Source organism: Vreelandella sp. F11 (assembly GCF_042466685.1).
GTDB lineage: Bacteria > Pseudomonadota > Gammaproteobacteria > Pseudomonadales > Halomonadaceae > Vreelandella.
The window spans coordinates 3791823-3812981 of the sequence record NZ_CP170448.1; the positions used below are offsets into that span (position 1 = coordinate 3791823).

General features: G+C 57.2%; 21 protein-coding genes. 11 read left to right on the top strand and 10 right to left on the bottom strand.

Annotation, left to right across the window (positions count from 1 at the left end):
- Positions 1-108: 108 nt before the first annotated feature.
- Both ACFIOZ_RS17400 and ACFIOZ_RS17405 read left to right on the top strand, forming a co-directional pair.
- Positions 109-636, top strand: coding sequence for an acyl-CoA thioesterase (locus tag ACFIOZ_RS17400; RefSeq protein WP_386079985.1), 528 nt, complete (start codon positions 109-111; stop codon positions 634-636).
- A gap of 23 nt (positions 637-659) precedes the next feature.
- On the top strand, positions 660-1664 hold the full coding sequence (locus ACFIOZ_RS17405) for an ion transporter (RefSeq protein ID WP_386079986.1): 1005 nt from the start codon (positions 660-662) through the stop codon (positions 1662-1664).
- A gap of 1 nt (position 1665) precedes the next feature.
- Here ACFIOZ_RS17405 and ACFIOZ_RS17410 read toward each other — a convergent pair whose 3' ends face one another.
- Positions 1666-3060 carry a PLP-dependent aminotransferase family protein gene (locus ACFIOZ_RS17410; RefSeq protein ID WP_386079988.1) on the bottom strand — a complete coding sequence of 465 codons (1395 nt, stop codon included), beginning with the start codon at positions 3058-3060 and terminating at the stop codon, positions 1666-1668.
- Between the two features lie 98 nt (positions 3061-3158).
- Between ACFIOZ_RS17410 and ACFIOZ_RS17415 the strand changes: the two genes are divergently transcribed.
- Entirely contained in the window at positions 3159-3764 is a 606-nt protein-coding gene (locus ACFIOZ_RS17415; protein ID WP_386079989.1) for a LysE family translocator, read from the top strand.
- A 23-nt stretch (positions 3765-3787) separates the two neighbouring features.
- On the opposite strand, the gene ACFIOZ_RS17420 is transcribed toward ACFIOZ_RS17415, so the two are convergent.
- Together ACFIOZ_RS17420 and ACFIOZ_RS17425 are read right to left on the bottom strand one after the other, a co-directional pair.
- On the bottom strand, positions 3788-4159 hold the full coding sequence (locus ACFIOZ_RS17420; protein ID WP_386079991.1) for an I78 family peptidase inhibitor: 372 nt from the start codon (positions 4157-4159) through the stop codon (positions 3788-3790).
- A gap of 105 nt (positions 4160-4264) precedes the next feature.
- Positions 4265-4396 (bottom strand): entericidin A/B family lipoprotein, encoded by a 132-nt coding sequence (locus ACFIOZ_RS17425; RefSeq protein ID WP_226250697.1) that lies wholly within the window; start codon positions 4394-4396, stop codon positions 4265-4267.
- 173 nt (positions 4397-4569) lie between these two features.
- Between ACFIOZ_RS17425 and ACFIOZ_RS17430 the strand changes: the two genes are divergently transcribed.
- On the top strand, positions 4570-4989 hold the full coding sequence (locus ACFIOZ_RS17430; RefSeq protein WP_386079993.1) for an HIT domain-containing protein: 420 nt from the start codon (positions 4570-4572) through the stop codon (positions 4987-4989).
- Between the two features lie 7 nt (positions 4990-4996).
- Here ACFIOZ_RS17430 and ACFIOZ_RS17435 read toward each other — a convergent pair whose 3' ends face one another.
- The 4 genes from ACFIOZ_RS17435 to ACFIOZ_RS17450 all read right to left on the bottom strand — a co-directional run bounded on the left by ACFIOZ_RS17435 (position 4997) and on the right by ACFIOZ_RS17450 (position 7724).
- The gene (locus tag ACFIOZ_RS17435) at positions 4997-6028 is read right to left on the bottom strand and encodes a nickel/cobalt transporter (protein WP_386079994.1); all 1032 of its coding nucleotides are present in this window, start codon (positions 6026-6028) and stop codon (positions 4997-4999) included.
- 90 nt (positions 6029-6118) lie between these two features.
- Entirely contained in the window at positions 6119-6778 is a 660-nt protein-coding gene (locus ACFIOZ_RS17440) for a DUF1007 family protein (RefSeq protein WP_386079995.1), read from the bottom strand.
- Positions 6775-7134, bottom strand: a complete 360-nt coding sequence (locus tag ACFIOZ_RS17445; protein WP_386079997.1) for a hypothetical protein — start codon at positions 7132-7134, stop codon at positions 6775-6777. The genes ACFIOZ_RS17440 and ACFIOZ_RS17445 overlap by 4 nt, the downstream gene beginning before the upstream one ends.
- On the bottom strand, positions 7131-7724 hold the full coding sequence (locus ACFIOZ_RS17450) for a hypothetical protein (RefSeq protein WP_386079998.1): 594 nt from the start codon (positions 7722-7724) through the stop codon (positions 7131-7133). The genes ACFIOZ_RS17445 and ACFIOZ_RS17450 overlap by 4 nt, the downstream gene beginning before the upstream one ends.
- Before the next feature lie 134 nt (positions 7725-7858).
- On the opposite strand from ACFIOZ_RS17450, the gene ACFIOZ_RS17455 reads away from it, so the two are divergent.
- Positions 7859-8992, top strand: coding sequence for a glycerate kinase (locus ACFIOZ_RS17455; protein ID WP_386080000.1), 1134 nt, complete (start codon positions 7859-7861; stop codon positions 8990-8992).
- 250 nt (positions 8993-9242) lie between these two features.
- A complete protein-coding gene (locus ACFIOZ_RS17460; protein ID WP_386080002.1) occupies positions 9243-9719 on the top strand; it encodes a Dps family protein in 477 nt (158 codons plus the stop codon).
- Between the two features lie 88 nt (positions 9720-9807).
- Here the strand turns inward: ACFIOZ_RS17460 and ACFIOZ_RS17465 are convergent, their stop codons facing one another.
- Together ACFIOZ_RS17465 and ACFIOZ_RS17470 are read right to left on the bottom strand one after the other, a co-directional pair.
- Complete coding sequence (locus ACFIOZ_RS17465; protein ID WP_386080004.1) at positions 9808-11274, bottom strand: aminoacyl-histidine dipeptidase; 1467 nt, start codon at positions 11272-11274, stop codon at positions 9808-9810.
- Between the two features lie 27 nt (positions 11275-11301).
- Positions 11302-13464, bottom strand: coding sequence for a tRNA(Met) cytidine acetyltransferase TmcA (locus ACFIOZ_RS17470; RefSeq protein WP_386080006.1), 2163 nt, complete (start codon positions 13462-13464; stop codon positions 11302-11304).
- A gap of 361 nt (positions 13465-13825) precedes the next feature.
- On the opposite strand from ACFIOZ_RS17470, the gene dctP reads away from it, so the two are divergent.
- The 4 genes from dctP (at position 13826) to ACFIOZ_RS17490 (ending at position 18727) form a co-directional block, all read left to right on the top strand.
- The gene (dctP, locus tag ACFIOZ_RS17475) at positions 13826-14929 is read left to right on the top strand and encodes a TRAP transporter substrate-binding protein DctP (RefSeq protein WP_386080007.1); all 1104 of its coding nucleotides are present in this window, start codon (positions 13826-13828) and stop codon (positions 14927-14929) included.
- Between the two features lie 61 nt (positions 14930-14990).
- Positions 14991-15494, top strand: a complete 504-nt coding sequence (locus ACFIOZ_RS17480; RefSeq protein ID WP_308337196.1) for a TRAP transporter small permease subunit — start codon at positions 14991-14993, stop codon at positions 15492-15494.
- The gene (locus ACFIOZ_RS17485; protein ID WP_211596518.1) at positions 15491-16825 is read left to right on the top strand and encodes a TRAP transporter large permease; all 1335 of its coding nucleotides are present in this window, start codon (positions 15491-15493) and stop codon (positions 16823-16825) included. Before ACFIOZ_RS17480 ends, ACFIOZ_RS17485 begins: the two co-directional genes overlap by 4 nt.
- A 216-nt stretch (positions 16826-17041) precedes the next feature.
- Positions 17042-18727 carry an ABC transporter permease gene (locus ACFIOZ_RS17490; protein ID WP_386080009.1) on the top strand — a complete coding sequence of 562 codons (1686 nt, stop codon included), beginning with the start codon at positions 17042-17044 and terminating at the stop codon, positions 18725-18727.
- A 7-nt stretch (positions 18728-18734) separates the two neighbouring features.
- Here ACFIOZ_RS17490 and ACFIOZ_RS17495 read toward each other — a convergent pair whose 3' ends face one another.
- Positions 18735-19838: an ABC transporter ATP-binding protein gene (locus tag ACFIOZ_RS17495; RefSeq protein WP_386080011.1), complete on the bottom strand. Its 1104-nt coding sequence runs from the start codon at positions 19836-19838 to the stop codon at positions 18735-18737.
- A gap of 225 nt (positions 19839-20063) precedes the next feature.
- On the opposite strand from ACFIOZ_RS17495, the gene ACFIOZ_RS17500 reads away from it, so the two are divergent.
- Entirely contained in the window at positions 20064-21089 is a 1026-nt protein-coding gene (locus tag ACFIOZ_RS17500) for a Fe(3+) ABC transporter substrate-binding protein (protein WP_386080012.1), read from the top strand.
- Positions 21090-21159: the final 70 nt, after the last annotated feature.

Consider the following 21159-nt stretch of genomic DNA (forward strand, 5'->3'; position numbering starts at 1 on the left):
GCGAAAGTAGCGCCCATGAAAGGGTTCACAGCGCCCTCGCGCAAACCTGCCCTCGATATCGAGATGTGCAGATCGCCAACTGAGATACAATGACAGCAGGAGCACCGTATGACAGACGCCGAAATCAGCGCCAACGCTGCCCTGCCTGGGCAGCATGAACTCTCCATGACCGTTTTGATGACGCCCGATATGGCGAATTTCAGCGGCAAAGTGCATGGTGGCGCGATTCTTAAAAAACTCGACGAAGTCGCCTTTGCCTGCGCCAGCCGCTACTCAGGCCACTATGTGGTGACACTGTCGGTGGATCAGGTGCTGTTCAAGCAGCCGATCCACGTAGGCGAGCTGGTCACCTTTTTAGCCAGCGTCAACCATGTTGGCCGCTCGTCGATGGAGGTGGGCATTAAGGTCGTGGCTGAAGATATTCGTAATAAGTTGATCCGTCATACCAACAGTTGCTACCTCACCATGGTTGCGGTGGACGCTGATGGTAAGCCCGCCAGCGTACCGCCGCTCAATTTGGCCACACCGCTACAGAAGCTACGTTTTGAAAAGGCGGCGCTACGCAAAAAGTTACGCAAACAGGCGGAAAGAGAGGAACTGCTGACCCAGCAGCAGCATCAGTCCCAGGCCCACTAAACGCCCCCAGAGAAGGAGTTCGTATGTCCGCCAGGGAACGCTACCCGCACCTGCCGAGAGCGGTTGAATACGCCCATATTGGTTGGGATTTTTTCATTCTGACGCTGGTAGTGATCAATCTCTCTCTGCTGCTGTTTGATTCACTGTTTCTACTCGGCCCCATTAACCAAGGCATCGCCAATCTTGCCCCCGGTTTTCACACTTTCTATGATGACGTGATTCATAGCCGCTTCATCACCATCGACCTGGTATTTGTTAGCTTTTTTATCGCCGATGTTTTGCTCGGCTGGTCAATCGCCATTGCCGAGCGGCGCTATCATCGCTGGTTCTTTTACCCCTTCGTGCATTGGTATGACGTGCTGGGCTGTATTCCTCTGTCGGGCTTCCGCCTGCTGCGTATTTTACGCGTCGTATCGCTGCTCCACCGCCTCCACCGCCTGGGTCTTATTGATGTTACCCGCTGGGATATCTATCAGTTTTTTGCCAAGTATTACGATATTTTGCTTGAGGAACTCTCTGACCGCATTGCCCTGCGGCTACTCGGCAATGTGCAGGAGCAGATACGCGCCAGCGATTCTCTCACCGAGCGCGTCATTGAGCGCGTGATCATGCCGCGCAAAGCGCAGCTGATTCATGAGATCGCTCAGCGGCTGGAGAGCACTATCGGCAAAGCCTACCAGCACAACCGCCAATCCATTATGGCGGCGATCAGCGAGTTGGTGAGTCGCACGTTACGTGAAAGCCCCGAAATTCAGCGCCTGAACCGGCTACCCATGGGGCAGCAGGCCACCAGTGCGATGGAAGCCTCGCTCAGCGGTGTTGCTCAGCGGCTAGTCGATGAACTGCTGCTAGGCATTCATTCAGATGAGTTTAGACAACTGGTAGAGCACACCGCCGACAGCGGCTTCGACACTTGGCTGACGGTTGACGAAGGCAGCAATCGGGTCACCGAACAGGTGCTTTACGACATCCTCGAAATGCTCAAAGACCAAGTGCGCCACCAGGGCTGGAAAGATCGCTACGAATAATTCACAAGGTGGCAGGGGCTAATGGACGCTCGGTTAGGCAGGCGGCAATGATACTCAACGCTTGAACGAGTTCGCTGCGATCCGCCGCGGCTCCAATACAGAGGCGAATGGCTTGGGGCGCTGGCGTGCTGCCCACACAAAAGGGCTCTGCACTGCTTACCTTAACGCCCCGCTGCAGTAGCCGGTCACACAGCTCTCCGGCCCGGCTCCCCTCTGGCAGCGTCAACCAGACATTACTGCTGTGGGATCGCCCGCTTAAGGTAAACCCTCGCAGCCATTCGGCAGCCAGCCGTTGACGCTCCGCCAGCTCCTGGGTCTGCCAGGTAAGTAGCTTCTCAGCCGCAGCCTGGTTAACCCAGTGACAGACTACATCGACCATTAGCGGCGGCACCATCCAACTCTGGGCGCGTAGGCCTGTCGCTAACCGCTCGTGTAAGCTTTGAGGCGCGCGCAGCACGCCTATCCGCAGCCCGCCCGCGAGTACTTTAGCGGTACTAAACACAAACAGCGTGCGTTCCGGCGCAAGTTTATAAAGAGGCGTACCACGCTGCTCAGCGGGCAGATACTGCACGCCATCTTCAATCAGCCAGATATCGTAGCGCCTGGCCAGCATTACCAGTCGTTCACGCCGCGATTCGCTCAAGCATGCACCAGTGGGGTTGTTCTGTTCCGGCGTTAGATAAATCGCTCTCGGCGGCTGCCGGGCACACTGCGCCTCAAGCAGATCCATGCGCATCCCTTCACTGTCTTGACCAATCCCCACCAACTTTAGGTGGCCCTGCTGCGCTGCGCTGATGGCGCCGGGATAGGTCAGAGCATCAGCCACCAGCAGCTCGCCCGGCCGAAGCAGGGTGCTGAGCGCCAGGCTGATGCCGTGCTGCCCCCCCTGGGTGATGAGCAGTTCATCGGCGATAAGCGGCATCCCCAACGTATTTAACCAGCGAGCGAGTACTTCACGGTGCTCATGACGCCCCTGAGCCTGTTGGTAGGTAACACCACGCGCTAATGCGGCCCCGGATTGGCTTAAAGCAAGCAGCGCTTCGCTCAACAGCGACTGCCGCAACGGATGGGGGGGTGGCAGGCTAAGGCTTAAATCGATCACACCGTCCGTTTCGTCAGCGGGGAAGGTCAGGCTAACAGCACTGTTTTGGGTTTGGCTCTTCACATAAGTGCCGCTACCCACCCGTGCCGACACCCAGCCACTGCGTTCAGCCTCAGCGTAGCCCCGGGTCACCGTACCAATGGTCACGCCCAATGCATCCGCCAAGCGGCGCTGGGGCGGCAATCGCTCCCCAGGCCGTAGCTCTCCGGCCTGAATAGCGGCTTCAATGGCGCTGGCAATAGCGCGATAGCGTGAGCCAGAAAACTCAGCTAGCGAAGGCACCCACATTGTCATGGTGACAATAAAACCTTTGACGTCAATTTAAACCCCATTATGCTAACAATAGCTCCTCAAAAGCAACTCTCTACCCATGATTGTATGGATACAATAAAATGAACAGCGAATGGTTAATCCTCGGCCCGGCTGCACTCTATATGATGTCGATGACCCTTACGCCGGGCCCGAACAACGTCATGCTCACCGCTTCTGGCGCCAACTTCGGCTTTAAGCGCACACTGCCGCACATGTGGGGAATTTTAGGTGGCTGCTTTTTGCTGTTTGCGGGGATAGCGCTGGGGCTGGGAGTGCTGTTTGAACGCTACCCGGCGATTCAAACTGCACTGCGCTGGGTCGGCAGCGCCTACTTGCTCTATTTGGCATGGAAAATCGCCAGCGCCCCGCCACCCAATCTTAAGGCGCAGGCCCATAGTGTCCCCTTCACCTTTTGGCAGGCGGCGGCATTTCAGTTCGCCAATCCAAAAGCGTGGGTAATGGGGCTAGCGTTGATGGCAGGTTTTCTACCCGAAAGCGGCCAACCGGTATTTAATGCGCTGCTACTGGCAGGCTTTGCAGAAGTGGTAGCCCTGCCCTGCATTGCCTTATGGGCAGCCTTTGGCACGGCCATTGGGCAGTGGATCAAAAGCGACGGCGCATGGCGGGCGTTCAATATTACTATGGGCGTGTTGACCGCCGCCTGCGTCGTGCTGATTTTGGGGTAGCAAAACGTCAACAGGCCCTAGCCCTAGCCGCAGCGCAGATCTTCAACCATATCCTGATCGTCAAGATGCACATTCAAACGATCCGGGCGGTGATCCATGGTGGCCATATCACCAGGGCGAAGTACGCGCACTTGTCGCGCGCCGCTGTCGCTTTGTAACTGCGCAACGTGCGCCTCATCGAAGGGCTCACCAATAGCCGACTGGATAGCGTCTAGATCACAGGTGGCGGCTTGCTCATCACTAGCGCCATTAGACCCCACCGTTGGCGGCGGTGGCGCTGCGTCTACGTCATCGTTGGCAGGGGAAATTGGCATTTGCGAGTTAACACAGGCTGTTAACAACAGCGCACAGGCGCCAACAGCGGCAAACTTAACCAAAGACGTACAGGGTTTCATCCATGAATCTCCAAAAAAGTAGATTATATAGGGATAGGCCATAAAACCCCACGGGCCAGGCGTTGTTAGCCTAGCCCGTGGGATACTACCATCTTTCATGCAACCTTAACTTGCTGCATCCTGGACAGCTTGACCGCCCTCTTCAACATCCTGGCCAGCGCCAGCAATAGTATTGCAGCCCGTTAGAACACCCGCCGTCATCAGCAGCATAAAGCTCATGGCCAATAATTTTTTCATTTTCCGTTCTCCTTAACGATCATTCATCATCGGGAAACTCCACTGGCAACGTAATTTGCCACTTGGGAGTTTTTTCAGGGTAACAGCGTTTTGGCAATTGCGCTCACTTTCCCTACTTCACTTCGCGGCGACTATACTAGCCATTACCAAAACTACTGCCTGGAGCCTAACATTTGATCAATTTCGAGCTAGATGAACGTCTTGCCGCCGACACCTTCCCCATCGCAGACTTGCCGCTAAGCCGCGCGCTGCTAATGAATGACGCGCGCTACCCTTGGGTGATACTGGTGCCGCGCCACGCTTCTATTAGCGAAGTATTCGAGCTTTCTGCCGACGACCAGCAGCAGCTTTGGCGTGAAACTACTCAGCTAGGCGACGCAATGAAAACAGCCCTGGGGGGAGATAAAGTCAATATTGCGTCGCTAGGCAATGTGGTTAGCCAGTTGCATGTCCATGTGGTGCTTAGGCGCCACGGCGATGCCACCTGGCCTGCCCCGGTATGGGGCAATGGATCACCCACCCCCTACGATCTGGATAGCCAGGCGCAGTTACGGGATCAACTGCTGGCACTTATCCATGGCCTCGATGTATAGCCTACTGCTACCCCGTTAATGGGTGACCTTGCCGAGCAGGCGGCTCGTTGAGCAGGGGCCCACTGGCAGGCTGGGTAACACCCGCAATGCTAAGGGAGGTGCCCAACGCCACGATCAACGCACCGCCGGCTAAGGCTACCCAGCCGGTGGCTTTTTGCACGCTACGCTGGCTGTGCTGCTGCTTGGATAAGCGTCGCTGCGCCCAACCGCGGGCAAAAATGCTCGCCAACGCAAGCGCGGAGACCGTTATCCCAGTGCCAATCGACATGGCCACGACCGAGGCCACGCCCACCTCAAACTGCCCCAGCAAGCTGGCCGCGCCGACCATCAGCACGGCACCGCTACAGGGGCGCATACCAATAGCGCCGACCGTCATCACCGCTGTCCGCCAATCCAACGCCTGCTGTGGTTCAATATGGTGCGCACCACCGCAGCAGTGACTGTGATCAAGGTCGTGGCTGTGTGCGTGGTTTTGATGCTGTTCCTCGCCTGGGCCGTGGGAGTGGATAATTCGCTCTGGCTGGTAGGCTCGCCGCAGTTGCTTTACGGCTCGCCAACATAGCCACGCCCCCAAGGCCGCCACCAGCAAAAAACTGGCCTGCTCCACCCAGACAACGCTACCCATGGCTTGCCGAGTCACCCAGCCCAAGCCATACACCAACACCACGACTAGCACGACGGCGGTCACCCCTTGCAATAAGGAGGCGGCAAACGACAGCCCCAGGGCACGTTTGACCGCACCGCCATGGGTGGCTAGGTAAGTCGCCAATACGGCTTTGCCGTGCCCCGGCCCGGCGGCATGAAAAATACCGTAAGCGAAGCTAAGGCCCAGTAGGCTCACCCATGTCATCAGGGTAGGGGTACGCGACAATTCGGTAATTGCCAGCGTTAGCGAACGGTGTAGATCGCGCTGCCACCCGAGTAGCTGATAGCTCACGCTCTGAAATCCGCCTTGCCAAGCGATGATAAGCACGACTGCGACGAATAGCAGACCCAGCATTAACCCTAGGTGTCGTTTAAAGGGCCGTGTTAATGACATCTTACCGCTCCACCGAAAAATTGTTACAAAGTAACATAAACATAGTTATAGTCGATAGGTTGAGCATGACCAGCACACTTTAAATAACGCCTAGCGGCAATCAACTTGGCCAGTTTCAGCAAAATAGCGTCCCAAGCCTGGCTCACCGCTCTCATCCTTATCGAGCAGCGCCGCTTGCATCACCATTTCAGGGTCTGGATCAGCAGGCAGGATAGACAACTCGCAGGCAGGCTCACCGTGGAGTATCAGCGCATCATCCTGGGGTTGGCCGCCCTCCTCCTCGTGTACCACCTCGATATAGTAAGTGGGGTCAAACACTTGATAGCTAAGCAGAGCGTCTGTCAGCGGCTGAGGACTCTCCAGCGGCAGGATAAACATAAAGGTTAGCCGTCCATCACGCTCCATGGCGGTATATTCGCTAACGTCACCCAGCGCCTGGGGCTCGCCGTTGATTTTCACTTCGGTTAAATAGTGCTGCGCGGCGAGATTATCGCGAATCTCTCTGCCAAGCTGATCCAGGCCCTCTTCCAAACTGGCGTTTTCCACCTGTTGCAGCTCTTCAAAAACGACCAGACTGTAGAAAGGATCCATCCTCCAGGTTTGATGCAGGCCACTGACCATGCCTTGATCATCAGTGATGACCCGAACACTTAAATCGATCCAGCCATGAGGATGGGCACGGGCATCGGAGCTAACCACAAAACTGCTCATGGCCAAGCAAACGGCAACGGCGCTCCCAGCCCACTTCATGGCGCAACACCCAATTTATGCTGCAAGGCGACAAGCCAAGGGTCGAGCAACCGGGGCGGCAGTGGCTGGCTGCCCCTAAGTGCCGACACCCGCACACGGCTGCCACCCCCCTCTTCGCTCACCTGCAGTTGCAAACGGTACTCCGGCCAGCGAGCAAGCGATGCTTCCGCTCGCCCCAGCGATAGATCCGCATGGCGCACCACATACCCCTGCTCCACCATCAGCTCGACCGCATCGCGAAACGTCTCTTCGGGAGGGGTAGCATAAACCAGCTCACGGGGCTCTAAAGGCGCCGTCGTCGCGCAGCCAGCCAGTCCTACCAATAACCCAACGCATAACCAGTGGCGAATTTTCATAACGGCCTCCCGGTCGCAGGTAGAATTTGCGCAAAGCGGGTTTGAAAACGCTGACAGAAGTCGTCATTGCTGGCACTGTAAGATTCGCGCAGGTCGCCCCAGTGATCGAAGCGACGAATATCACGGGAGATACGAATATGCGCGTCGTCCACCAGTAGCGACACACGTTCAACCTCCACCGGCTGCTGGCCTACGCCACCACCAAAACCTCCCCCTATACCGAACCCTACCCCGGAACCCCGGCCTACGCCTAAACCACCAAATAGGCGCATCCCATGCCCATAGCCGAAGGCATCATCGTAAGGGTCGTAATAGCCGTGTAGCGGGCGTTCGCGGCTGGCGCTAATCAACCCCAAGGTGGTATCGGTAGAGTTCAGGGTAAATCCCCACTCAGTGAGCAGCTCAACGCTGGTCTCCAGCGCCTTCTCTTGAGCTGCGGGGAAAACGCTGGTCTCCAGCGCCTTCTCTTGAGCTGCGGGGAAGTAGCACGAAGCCGCAGGCGCGGGTTCTGCTTGGGGCAGGCGATCAGGAACTACTTGGCAGCCAGCAAGCGCTAGCAGACAGGTTAAGCTTATGGGTATCGACTTCATGTTAGATCCTCTAACGGACGAGGCCGCTGGTTTGGCGCAGGCTAGCGCGCTAAGCTCGCCAAAGGTGGTCATACTTAACTGACACTGTAATGAAGACACCGTATTGAAGACACTCTTTTGCGGAGATCGTGCTAATGAATGTGTTGCTTTGCCCCGACAGCTTCAAAGATGCGCTGAGCGCCCAAGACGCCGCTGCCGCCATGGCGCGGGGCGTACTGCGCGCCATGCCTGAAGCGCAGGTTCAGGTTTGCCCGTTGGCTGACGGCGGCGAAGGCAGCTTGGATGCGCTGATCGCCGCCACCGGCGCCCAGCGTCGCCAGCTAACGGTTCAAGACGCCCTGGGGCGTCCTCGCCAAGCGTCCTGGGGTTGGCTGAGCGACCAGCGTACCGCGTTTATTGAGTTGGCAGAAGCCAGTGGTTTACAGCACCTTGAGGCCGATGAGCGCACTGCGCTGCACACCTCCACATTCGGGGTGGGCGAACTGCTATTAGCGGCCCTGGATCAGGGGGCTGAGAAAGCGCTGCTACTGCTCGGCGGCAGTGCTACCAACGACGGCGGTGCAGGCATGCTCCAGGCGCTGGGCGCGCTCTTCTTTGACCAAAATGGGGAACCACTGCCCCCTGGCGGCGCGGCGCTTAACCAACTAGCTCGTTTAGAACTCGATGGGCTAGACCCGCGGTTAGCCAAGCTCAGCCTGGAAGCCGCCGTGGATGTGGATAACCCACTGCTGGGCGAGCGGGGCGCCAGCGCGGTATTTGGCCCACAAAAAGGCGCATCCCCTGAGGAAGTGGAACAGTTGGATCGTGCGCTGGGGCACTTCGCTGATATCAGCGCCCATGCACTAGGTGATGATTACCGTACGCTGCCGGGCGCAGGCGCCGCAGGGGGTATGGGGTTTGCAGCCAAGGCCTTTCTCAATGCCACCCTGAAACCCGGTATTGAGATGATTATGCAGCAAGCGGATATGGCCACGCTTTTGGCTCGCGCTGACTTGGTGATCACCGGCGAAGGGCGGCTGGATGGCCAAAGCTTGTCTGGCAAAACCCCGATTGGCGTCTCCCGCGCTGCGAAGCGTCTTAACAGAGCCGTTATTGTGCTAGCAGGCAGCCTAGGCGACGGCTGGCAGGCCTGCTTTGATGAAGGGGTAACGGCCGCGTTTGCTTTGGCCGACGGCCCGATGACCTTAGCCGATGCGCTACCGCGCACCGCTGAACTGCTGGAAGCGCGCTGCGAAAGCCTGCTGCGACTGTGGGCGCATAGACCTTAAAACAGCATGTGCAGCCCTTGAAAAAAAACCTCATCGCCAGCATCTAATGCAATAGCAAAGGGTAACGGCAACGACTTAATGTCGAAGCACTGATGCCAAAGAGCTAATACCAAAGGGCTATGGCAGCGATGCAAAAAACTTGTTTTGCGCCGACGCTAAGACACCCTATTCTGGTTACACGCATTAACCGCCGCCCATTGCGACATTAATAATGTTGCATGAATAGTGCGGCATAAAGAGGAAGCAGGATATGACGGATACCAATAGCATTGGCCTACACGAAGGCAGCGCTAGTCAGCTCGCCGAAAAGCTCAACCACCTGCTGGCCAACTACCAAATTTTCTATATGAACGTGCGCGGCTACCACTGGAATGTTCGTGGCAGCGATTTTTTCGAGCTGCACGCCAAGTTTGAAGAGTTCTACACCGACCTGCTGACCAAAGTAGACGAGGTTGCCGAACGTATCCTGACCCTGGGTCACAAGCCGGTACACGCTTACAGTGACTACGTGAAACTCTCAAGCATTCAGGAAGATAAAGACGTTCACGACGGCACTACCTGTGTCAAAGGCGTGCTCAAAGGGTACCAAACGATTATTGAGCTGCAGCGTGAACTGCTGGCGCTCGCTTCTGACGCCGACGATGAAGGCACCGCCGCACAAGCCGGTGACTATATCCGCGAACAGGAAAAAACCATCTGGATGCTCAACGCCTACTTGAGTAAATAGGCGTTTACAAAGTTTTTAACCATCCTGACGTCAAACGGCACCCATTTTGGGTGCCGTTTTCGTTGCGCTTATCGATTGAAAACGCGGATTAACGTTGCGTCGCGAGATCCTCGATCAACGCCCGCAGCAGCGTCCAGAACTCTTCCACCGAGGCTAACTCCACCCGCTCATCCGGCGAGTGGGCGCCGCGAATCAGCGGCCCAAAAGAGATCATATCCAAATGCGGGTATTTGCTACCAAGAATGCCGCACTCAAGCCCGGCGTGAATAACCTTCACCTCCGGCTCGCGTCCCAGCAGCGCCGCATGGCGGGCATTAAAGGTCGCCAATAGCTCGCCATTCGGATTCGGCGCCCAGCCTGGGTAACCGTTCTCGACTTTCACCCGTGCGCCAATCAATCCAAACAGCGCTTGAAAGCGATCCGCCATGGCGACCACCGCGCTGTCGTGCAGCGAACGAACCAGCGCGCAGAGGTGCAGCCGCCCATTCTCCAGGCTTAGCACGCCCAGGTTATTGGAGGTTTCTACCACGCCGGGGACATCGGCGCTCATCCGCTCGACCCCACAAGGAGCAGCGTGGAGTGCTGCCAACAGCATAACGCTGGCGTCCAAGGTTAGCGGCTCCGCTTCGGGCGCCTCGGTTAGGGGTTGAACGCTGATGCTAAGACCACTATCACCACTGCCCAACTCTCTTAGCAGAATCGTTTCCAGCCCCGCAATAGCCACCATGGCGGCGTCGACTTCATCGGCGGGCAGCGCTACCTGGGCAAAGGCTTCCCGAGGGATGGCATTGCGCAAGGTGCCGCCGTGGTAGCTAATCAAGCGCGCGTCAAACGCTTCCAAGGAGCGCAAAACTCGAACCAATAAACGGTTGGCATTTCCCAGCGGTTTATGGATATCAATACCGGAGTGGCCACCCTTTAGGCCGGTCAAGGCGATCTCGATTACTCGCTCGTGATCGGAAGTGGCGGCGCTGGGCAACTGGGCATCCACTTCAACGTCGGCACCGCCCGCGCAGCCAATATAGACCTGGCCCCGATCTTCGCTGTCCAGGTTAAGCAGCAGCGAGCCTTCCAGCCAGTTCTCCGCCAGGTTCAGCGCACCGCCCATGGAGGTCTCTTCCTCCAGGGTAAAGAGTGCTTCCAGTGGCCCGTGGCGTAAATCAGGGTCTTCCAGCACGGCAAGAATGGCCGCCACGCCCAGCCCGTTATCTGCGCCCAGGGTAGTGCCATCGGCGTGTAGCCAGCCGTCAGCCACATAAGTGCTGATTGGATCGCGGGTAAAATCATGGGCGTGACCGCTATTGGCCTGGGCGACCATATCCAGGTGGCCCTGGAGCACCACCCCCGGGGCCTGTTCACAGCCCGGGGATGCCGGTTTACGTAGGCGTAAATTACCGAAGGTATCGCGGTCGTGGGCGAGGCCTTGGGCATCGGCCCAGCTTTCGAGGATAGCGACGAGTGCCGCCTCATGCCCGGAGGGGCGCGGCGTGTTACATAGCGTTCGAAAGTGGCGCCAAACCAATGAGGGCTCAAGCGCGTCAAGATGTGCGTTCATAAGGACTCTTCGTTATCGGTAACCAGCCTACTTTACCTCAGTGAGGCTGTTGGCAGCGAGGCGTAGGGCTTTCAAGGCATCGCCGTGGGCATCCGCCAGGGAACTATTTTGAAACGCCCAGGCGGCTAACCGTTGATGCGCCTGCTGCTGGGGCTCGGTTAAAGTGCAGCGGCAGGCTTCACGGGCCAAGGCTTGCAGCGCCGGGCGGGCAAGGACGGGGTCACGATGGGCCGTTGCTACGTCCTTAACATCCTGCCACTCACGGTCGTTTAGCGGAGTACTCGGCAGTTGACCGAGCAGCAGTACCAGCACTGCAGCGGGCAACGCTTTAAGCTCAAAAGCGAGCAGACCCGGCAGTGCCGCCTGGAAGCGCTCACTAAGATCAGCAAGCACCGCCTCGCCCTCTGAGTTCAGTGCTTTGGCCACCATAACAGCAAACTCGCCGGTGGATGTCTCCCGGCTAATCCCCAGGCGTACCGGCCTAAACCCTAACGCCAGCCAAAAGCTTAGCAGCGATGCCTCTGCCCCGAAGGTCGCGCCATAGAGCTCAATCCCCTGCTGCCTGGCGGTGTCCATATCCTCGTGCAGCAGCACTTTCCCCAAGCCTTGGCGACGTCGCTCGGGGTGGGTCGCGATACGCACCACTCGCCGCCAGCGAGCTGTTAGCGCTTCTCGACTGCCCGCATGGGTCGCCAGCGACTGGGCCAGTAGATGCCCCTGTGGACGGCGTTCACCACGGGCGACCTGCTCGGCAAGGGCGGCCTCAAAGCCGCCTTCTTCGCGGGTAACCAATACCGCTTGCGGCTCGTCCGCCTGCGCAATGAGGCGCAATTGAGTGCCTGGGCCGTCAAGCAGTTGGCGCAGGTCGTTGGGAGAGGTGCGGTAGTGGGACTGCACCAGCAGTCCAAACAGTTTCTCCAAGACGGCATCTTGTTGGGCAAGCCAGGCGCGATCAACCATCTGCGTTGCCACGACGCTGCAATCCGTCTGAGCGCTGGGCAGCGGCGCTTTTAACAAAAGCAGTTGATTGACCAGGGCTTCCAGGGGGTCGCCGCTGCGCCAGCGAATGGGCGCGTTAAGCGTTAGCGCTTTCCATTGAGGCGTCAGGCGGTCAAGGGTCGCGCGAAAGCGCAAGGCAAACCCCCTTCCCGAGCCCTCATAGCCGTGCACCGTGGTAGCAAAGGCAATACGCGGAAAGGCAGCAAGCCACTGCCCCAGCAGCGCTGCGGGAATCGCCGCCGCCTCATCAACCATCAAATAGCTGCCATCACCGCCCAACTGCTGAGCATTAATCTGCTCGGTGAGCAGATCCGGGGGTAAAAAAACCAGCTCGCTGCCCTGGGCCAACACAAAGTGGCCTGGCGCAACGCGACGGCCGTCCGGGCAAAGTGTTGCTACCCGTTCAAACACGCTCGCAACCGCACTCAACCGTGGCGCGGTGAGCACTACTCGTTGGGCTTTATTGGTTAGCAACCGAGCGCAGGCGATACCCAGCGCCGCGCTTTTGCCACGCCCACGATCCGCGGTGATGACCAGCGGGCGGCGGCGCTTTAAGCCAACCAGTTGCCGCACTGCGTAGGCCTGATCGGAGGTGAGGCAGTCGCTATCAGTTGCTGCTGTGTCGTCTACTCTGCGCGCAGGCAGGTGAGGCAGATGCAGCGACTGATCAACGCCCCAGCGCACCACCTGAGACGAGGCCTGCAACTGCCGCGCCAAGCGCGCTAAGTAGTGACAGCTCAGATCAGGCCAGCGCCAGGGATGATCGGCAAAACGCGCGTAGTCCGGATCCGGCGTCGCTCCCCAAGGCTCTGAGGTGAGTAATACCAGTAAGCCACCGGCGGTGAGCGTTCCTGACAAGGCCCCCAACGCCTCAGGATCAAATCCGCTGCCGTGGGTATCGAGCACTACCAACTGATGCTCTGCGCCCAGTCGCGTGCGCGCCTTGCGAGGCGAAAGATGCCCATCTCCCACCCACAGCGGTGCATGCCAGGAGTGGGCTTGCCATAAAGCCTGTCCAAGCGTTCGGCACTGCTGGGCATCGCCGCTTAGCCACACTAGCTGGCGCCAGCGGCGGCGAGCTAAGCGCTGCGCATGATGAACAAGCGCTGCCACCCTTCGTGCTTGCTGTTTATTCTCTGGCACTTGGCTATTTAACAACTGACCTTCCTCTCCAGCACGACTGCTTCCCATTACGTTACCCTTTTAAGTGTGCCAGTGTGCCGCTGAGCGACTTATTGAGGGCCTTACACTTACAACTTTGGTTGAACAATTTAACTCCTTTCAACGTTCTCGAGTTACTTAGCCTCTCTTTTTGGCGCTCAAAAAAATAGGTAACCACATGTTTTAATTAAATTTGCAAAGAATACGTATAAAACCCCACAGGCAACATCTCTTACATTACTGATATTGCACCGCAGCGGGTTGGATGTGCTAATTTAGCCCTGAAGCGCTAAAACCCTTGTTTACGTAAACGTAACCTAGTAGCGCTGCACTTTCCTGACTCCAGGTAACCAACACTAATAACGCCACACGCCAAACCAGGAAATACATCATGAAAAAAATGACCAAATTCGCTCTCACCGGCCTCACTGCCGGCATTGCCTTTGCGGCCTTATCGACCACCGCCCAAGCACAAGAACAGTGGACAATGACCACCACCTGGCCGGAAAACCTTGACCTGATCAAGATTGACCAGCACTGGGTGGAACTGGTCAATAAACTCGCCGGCGAAGATCTACAAATCAATTTCCGCGCAGGCGGCACGCTAATGCCCGGCACCGAAGTGTTTGACGCCACTGAAACGGGCAGTATTGAAGCCGCAGGCGACTGGCCGGGCTACTGGGCAGGCTTGAACCCCGCCTTCTCGCCACTGGCGACCACCACCAGCCTGTTTAATGGCGTTGACTACCTCAACTGGATTCAGCAGTGGGGCGGCCGCGAGCTGTATGAAGAGATTTATGGCCAGTTCAACATGGTTTATCTCCCCTACGGCATTACCAACAATGAGTCGGGCTTTATGGGCCGTACTCCGATCGAGAGCATTGCCGATTTAGACGGCAAGCGTCTACGTCTTTCGGGCCGCGACCAGGGTCGCGTACTCGAAGAGCTGGGCGGTTCGCAGGTCACCCTGGCAGGTGGTGAAGTCTACCAAGCCATTGAACGCGGCGTTATCGATGCTGGTGAGTTCTCCACCCCAGGTGTTGATTTTAATGCTGGTTTTGCCGAAGTGGCTGACTACTGGGCAACGCCCGGCTGGCACCAGTCGGCCAGCGTATTTGGCGTAATGATCAATAAAGACGCCTGGGATGCGCTCTCCGAAGAGACCCAAGAGACCCTACGTATCGCCGCGGACGCCACTATGGCATGGTCATTAGCCTGGTCAGAGCGCCAGTCTACCGAAGCCACCCAGAAGTTCATTGACGCGGGGGTAACGATCAACCAGTTCTCTGAAGAGGATTTGGCACGCATCCAGGAGGTCACCAACGAGGTTATTCTGCGCGGCGCTTGCGAAGACCCTGACCACGCCAAGGTCTACCAATCGATGATTGGCTATCTTGAGCATTATGCGACTTGGCGTGATGTTTCAGCTCCCTACAACATGAGCCGCGTGATGGATAACTTGCCCTCATTGGAAGAGATCGAAGCCTGCCTGTAAGGCGCTTCTCTGCCGCCTCGGTTTCCGGGGCGGTTTTTTGTGCTGACCGCGGAGATCTTCCATGAATGCGATTGCCAAGGCGATCGATGCCATCAATGAAGCCTTTGGGCGCATCATCGCTCCATTGATTGCCATCATTACCCTGATTGTTCTTTTCGATATTGCGTCACGCTTTCTGTTTGGGCGCCCCAGCGACTGGGCTTTTGACGTCACCAAAATGCTGTTTGGCGCCCACTTCATGCTGATGGCGGCCTATGGGCTAAAACATCACGCCCACGTAGAAGTCGACGTACTGAAGCGCCTGTTGTCGCGCAGGAAGCAAGCCGTGCTAGACGTACTCGGCTATCTCATTTTCTTTGTCCCCTTTATTTGGATGCTGATCACTCTGGGCTGGAGCTTCTTTGAACGCGCGTGGAGCCGCGGTGAAACCACCTATGGCATGGTCTCGATCCCGGTCTACCCGATTAAAGGGGTGATTGTGGTCGCTGCTATTCTGATCTTGCTACAGGCCATTGCCATTGTACTGCGTGCCATCATGCAGCTTCGCGAGGAGACATCAGCATGAACCTAAGTCCTGAATTACTAACGCTGGTGATGTTTGGTGGCCTGATGATCGGGCTGTTTATGGGCCACCCGCTGGCGTTTGTGCTCGGCGGTGTAGCGGTTATTGGTGCCTTTCTTGGCCCCGGTGAGCGCATTCTCGGCACCCTGATCAACAATATTTTCGGTAACGCCATGGATAACTATGTATTGGTGGCGATACCGCTATTCATCTTGATGGCGCGGTTCTTAAACGACTCTGGCGTTACCGAGAAGATGTTTGACGCCATGCGCTTGCTACTGGCGAACCTGCGCGGCGGTCTGGCGCTTACCGTGGTTATCGTCTCGGTACTACTGGCTGCGACCACCGGTATTGTCGGTGCCTCGATTGCGGTGATGGGCATGATTGCCCTGGTGCCTATGCTCAAGTATGGCTACAACAAAGAGCTTAGCGCAGGCGTGATTATGGCCAGCGGCTGTTTGGGTATCTTGATTCCGCCCAGCATTATGCTGATCCTTATGGCCAGCTACTCACCGGTCTCCGTGGGTGCCCTGTTTGCTGGCGCGCTGATTCCCGGTTTGCTGCTCGGGGTCATGTATGCGCTTTATGTGTTGATCATCTGCTATATCAAACCCAGCTACGGCCCCAAAGTACCGCCAGAAGAGCGCGCTGAAGTGAGCACTAAACAGCTGCTGATTATGTTGGCCAAGTATGTGCTCCCGCCCATGTCGTTGATTCTAGGCGTGCTGGGTGCGCTATTTACCGGCGTTGCCACGGCCACAGAAGCCTCGGCCATCGGCGTATTTATCGCCTTCATTCTGTTTTTGATTTTCGGCGACCGCAAAGTCTCCACATGCTTCTGGACAATGATCGAAGCGGGTAAAACCACCACCATGGTCATGCTCGTACTGGTGGGTGCGACAGCCTTTACCGGCGTATTCTCCCGCGGTGGTGGCATGACAGTGATCAGTGAGTTGGTACTTGCCATGCCCGGCGGCACCATAGGGGCGCTGATCCTGATGCTGTTCCTGGTGTTTATTCTGGGGATGTTCCTGGACTGGACGGGTATTGTACTGCTGAGTTTCCCGATCATGCTGCCTATCGTAGAAACCATGGGCGTCGATATGCTCTGGTTCGTGGTGATGGTGGCGGTGGTACTGCAAACATCGTTCCTGACCCCACCCTTTGGCTACGCGCTGTTCTACTTAAAAGGCGTCGCACCGCCTGGGGTCGAAATCGTCCACCTCTACAAAGCGGTTGTGCCCTTCGTCGCGCTGATTCTACTGGCGTGTACGCTGATGGCCTTCTTCCCGTGGCTGATCACCGGCCTGCCGAGCATGATGCTGGGTTACTAGGCCTTTTCCCATCGGCTTAATGCTCCACCTCTACCATTAATAGCCCGCCTCGGCGGGCTTACTTTTGCCCGGCCGGCGAGCCTGCAAGGCTGCAGTAGTGCGGCGCCAGTGCTACTATTCACACCCGGTATTATTTCGCATCAAGTTCCGCACCAAGCGTGCAGAGCTACTTTCCGGCTTTCCACTACTGCTTCCGTCAATGCAAGGAGTGTTTGCTTGTTCAGATCCGGCTATCGCGGGCTATTTGCCTTCTCCTCTTCGCTTAGCCGTCGTGCTACCCCCTGGTCGATTGCCCTGATCGCGGTAGCGTTCGTGGTGGCGCTGCCCGTGCTGGTGGTATTTGCGCATATTGCGATGCCCACCGATGGTGTTTGGCAACACCTGGCCAGCACCGTACTTGGCCGCTATTTGAATAACACCTTCTGGCTCGTTGTCACAGTGGGGCTAGGCACACTAATCATCGGTACCGGAACCGCCTGGCTGGTGGTGATGTGCCGCTTTCCCGGCAAACGGCTCTTCGAGTGGGCACTACTGCTGCCGCTAGCGGTGCCCACCTACGTCATCGCCTACGCCTATACTGATTTTCTGCAGTTTGCCGGGCCGCTACAAAGCCTGCTGCGCGAAACATTTGGTTGGGGGTATGGCGACTACTACTTTCCCAATATTCGCTCCCTGGGTGGCGCCGCAACGGTGATTACCCTGGTGCTCTACCCCTACGTTTACTTGCTGGCCAGGGCATCGTTTTTAGAGCAGTCGGTCTGCGTGCTGGATGTGGGCCGCACACTAGGGCGCGGCCCCTGGAAACTGTTTGCCAGCGTCGCCGTGCCGTTGGCACGCCCGGCGCTGGTGGGTGGCGTATCGCTGGTCTTGATGGAGACGCTTAACGAGTTCGGCGCCGTTCAGTTCTTCGGTGTAGATACCTTTACCACTGGCATCTATCGCACCTGGTTTGGCATGGGCGAGCAGGTGGCAGCGGCGCAGTTAGCGGCATGCCTGCTCACCTTCGTGATTGTGTTAGTGCTGCTGGAGCGCTGGTCGCGGGGCAAGCGTCGCTATTTCCATACCACCAATCGTTACCAGCAGTTGCCCGAATACGCCCTGCATGGCTGGCGAGCTGCTGCGGCAACGTTAGCCTGCCTAGTGCCGGTGCTGGTGGGCTTTTTACTGCCCAGCGGCATTCTGCTCAATTTAGCGCTGCAGGGGGGCGATTCGCTGTGGGGCTCGCGCTTTATAGGCTACGCCTGGAACAGCCTGGGGCTGGCAACCGTGGCCGCGCTGATTGCCGTGGGCTTGGCGGTGGTGCTGAGTTACGGCGTACGCATGCACGATACAACGTTTGCGCGAGTCTCTTCCCGGGTCGCCTCCATGGGCTATGCAATCCCGGGTTCGGTGGTCGCGGTGGGTATTTTAATCCCGTTTGCCTGGCTAGATAACGCCCTTAACACCTGGCTCAATAATCACTATGGCTACATCGTTGGCCTGGTCTTCAGTGGGTCGGCGTTTATCTTGCTATACGCCTACGTGGTGCGCTTCTTAGCAGTCTCGTTCAACGCCGTTGAGGCGAGCCTAGGCAAAGTAACCCCCAGTATGGATGCCGCTTCGCGCACCCTGGGACAAACCGCAGGCGGCACGCTGCGCCATATTCATACACCGATGATGCGCAGCAGCCTACTGGCGGCAGGGATATTAGTCTTCGTTGACGTCATGAAGGAGCTGCCCGCGACGATTATTCTACGCCCCTTCAATTTCGACACCCTGGCGGTGCGGGCGCATAACCTGGCCTCTGACGAGCGTCTGGCCGAAGCCTCCACCTCGTCGCTAGCCATTGTGGTGGTGGGCATCCTGCCGGTTATTCTGCTCAGCATGGCCATGCGCCGCTCACGCCCCGGGGCTCACTCCTGATTAAGCATTAAGCCGTGAGCGGGAAAACAAAGACTTGTGAAAGGTCGAGGTGAATATCCACCGGCTGGCCTTCTGCGGGTAGAAACACTCCCGGTACGCGCGCGTGTAGGTGCGCCTCAAGGCCGTTTTCGCCATGGGCGCACAGGTGTAGCAGGCTGGTACGCCCAAGTAGCTTTGCCATTACCACATGGCTATGGCGATGGGCATCGGCAGGCAGATCTCGCTCAACAATGCGCAGCGCCTCGGGGCGGATCATGATTTGCGCGTCGCTGCCCTCTGTTAGCCCACCGGCAGGCACCCGGCCAACTGGCGTATGCACCGCACCATTATGTACCTTGCCCTGTAGCTCATTGACGTCGCCAAAAAAGGTCACCACAAAGGGGTCTTGAGGCGCACAGTAAAGCTCGCGTGGAGTTCCCGTCTGTACGATCCGCCCATCGCGCATCAGCGCGATGCGATCAGCCATAAACATGGCTTCTTCGGGGTCATGGGTCACCAGCAGCGTAGCAGCGCCGACTTTTTTCAGTACATGTAGCGTATCGTCACGTATACGATCACGCAGGCGCGCATCCAGGCTTGAGAAGGGTTCATCCAACAGCATTAAGCGCGGCGATGGCGCCAACGCCCGCGCCAGGGCTACCCGCTGCTGCTGCCCACCAGAGAGCATATGCGGATACACATCGACATAGGCGGTCATACCCAACTGCTCAAGCAGTTGTGCCGCCCGCTCACGACGCTCCCGAGCGGCTAGATGTTTAAGCCCAAAGGTGACATTTTCCAACACGGTTAGGTGGGGGAAAAGCGCTGAATCCTGAAACGCCAACCCGACATTGCGTTTTTCCGGTGGCACGTGGCGGTGGCCCTGCCCGGCTATATAGATATCTTCCAAGGAGACGCTGCCCTCTTGCAGCACTTCCAGGCCCGCAGCGATTCTCAGCAGCGTTGTTTTGCCACAGCCAGAGGGGCCAAGCAGGCACACCACCTCGCCTGGAGCAACGCTTAAATCCACCCCTTTCACGACTGTATGGCCGTCATAAGCATGCCGCACATTGTGCAGCGTTAACGCCGATGAGCAAGGCACCGCCGAGGTGACCTTCAGGGTTGCCGTCATAAATTCCCCTCTACAGCTGGGCCAACCACACGACAAACGTCTAAACGCGGATTGGGTACATTTGAAAGTTATTTGCATTCTATTTTTTATTGCGATGAGATGCACGTACAGTCAACATCGTTGAATGCGTTTTGTTAGCATTCAACTTGACCTCAACGGCTGGAAAAGTTTGAATGCTAGCCTGCAAATGCAACTTATTATCAAATAGAGACGGAGTTAATGGTTATGAAAAAGGCACGCCTAACATTATCAGTAGCCGCCATTATGGCAGGCTCAGCTGTTGCGGGTAGTAGCGTGGCAGATGAGCTCAACCTGTACTCTGCTCGCCACTACGACTCTGACGAACGCCTTTACGATGCGTTCACCGAAGAGACCGGCATCGAAGTCAATATCCTTGAAGGCGACTCTGATCAACTGATTGAGCGCATTCAGCGCGAAGGCGTAGCCAGCCCGGCGGACGTCATGATGACTGTCGATGCAGGCCGTCTATGGCGCGCGGAAGATGAAGGCATCTTCCAAAGCGTAGAGTCTGACGTTCTCAATGAGCGCCTGCCCGAATCAATGCGCCACCCAGACGGCCTATGGTTTGGTTTTAGTCAGCGCGCCCGGGTTATTTTCTACAACCGCGAAAACTTCGACCCAAGCCAGATTACCAGCTACGAAGATCTTGCCGATCCGCAGTTTGAAGGCAAGGTGTGCATTCGCTCTTCCAACAACATTTACAACCAGTCGCTGCTCGCTTCTATGATTGAGCACCACGGCGAAGAGGGTGCCGAAGAGTGGGCCCAGGGCGTGGTCAATAACATGGCACGGGATCCGGAAGGCGGCGATACCGACCAGATTTTGGGCGTTGCCAGCGGCGAGTGTGACATCGCCGTGGCCAATCACTACTACTATGTTCGCCTGCTCAAATCTGACGACGACGCCGATCGCGAAGCCGCTCGCAAAGTAGGTCTTATCTTCCCCAATCAGGATGACCGCGGCACCCACGTCAACGTTGGCGGCGCCGGTGTCGTAGAAGGTGCGCCTAACCGCGATAACGCCATTCGCTTCCTTGAATACCTGGCCTCAGACACTGCCCAGGAGATTTTTGCCTCCGGCAACAATGAGTTCCCGGTGGTTGAAGGTATCAAGAAAGACCCTGTGCTTGAGTCTTGGGGCGATTTTAAAGCGGATGAGGTGAACATCAGCGTACTGGGTGAAAACAACCCTGAAGCGATCCGCATTTTTGACCGCGTTAGCTGGCGTTAAGCCCCTGCCCTAAACATCGCGCCCAAACAGCGTGATTAACCGGCCCCCGCAGCCAGTGGCTGCGGGGGCG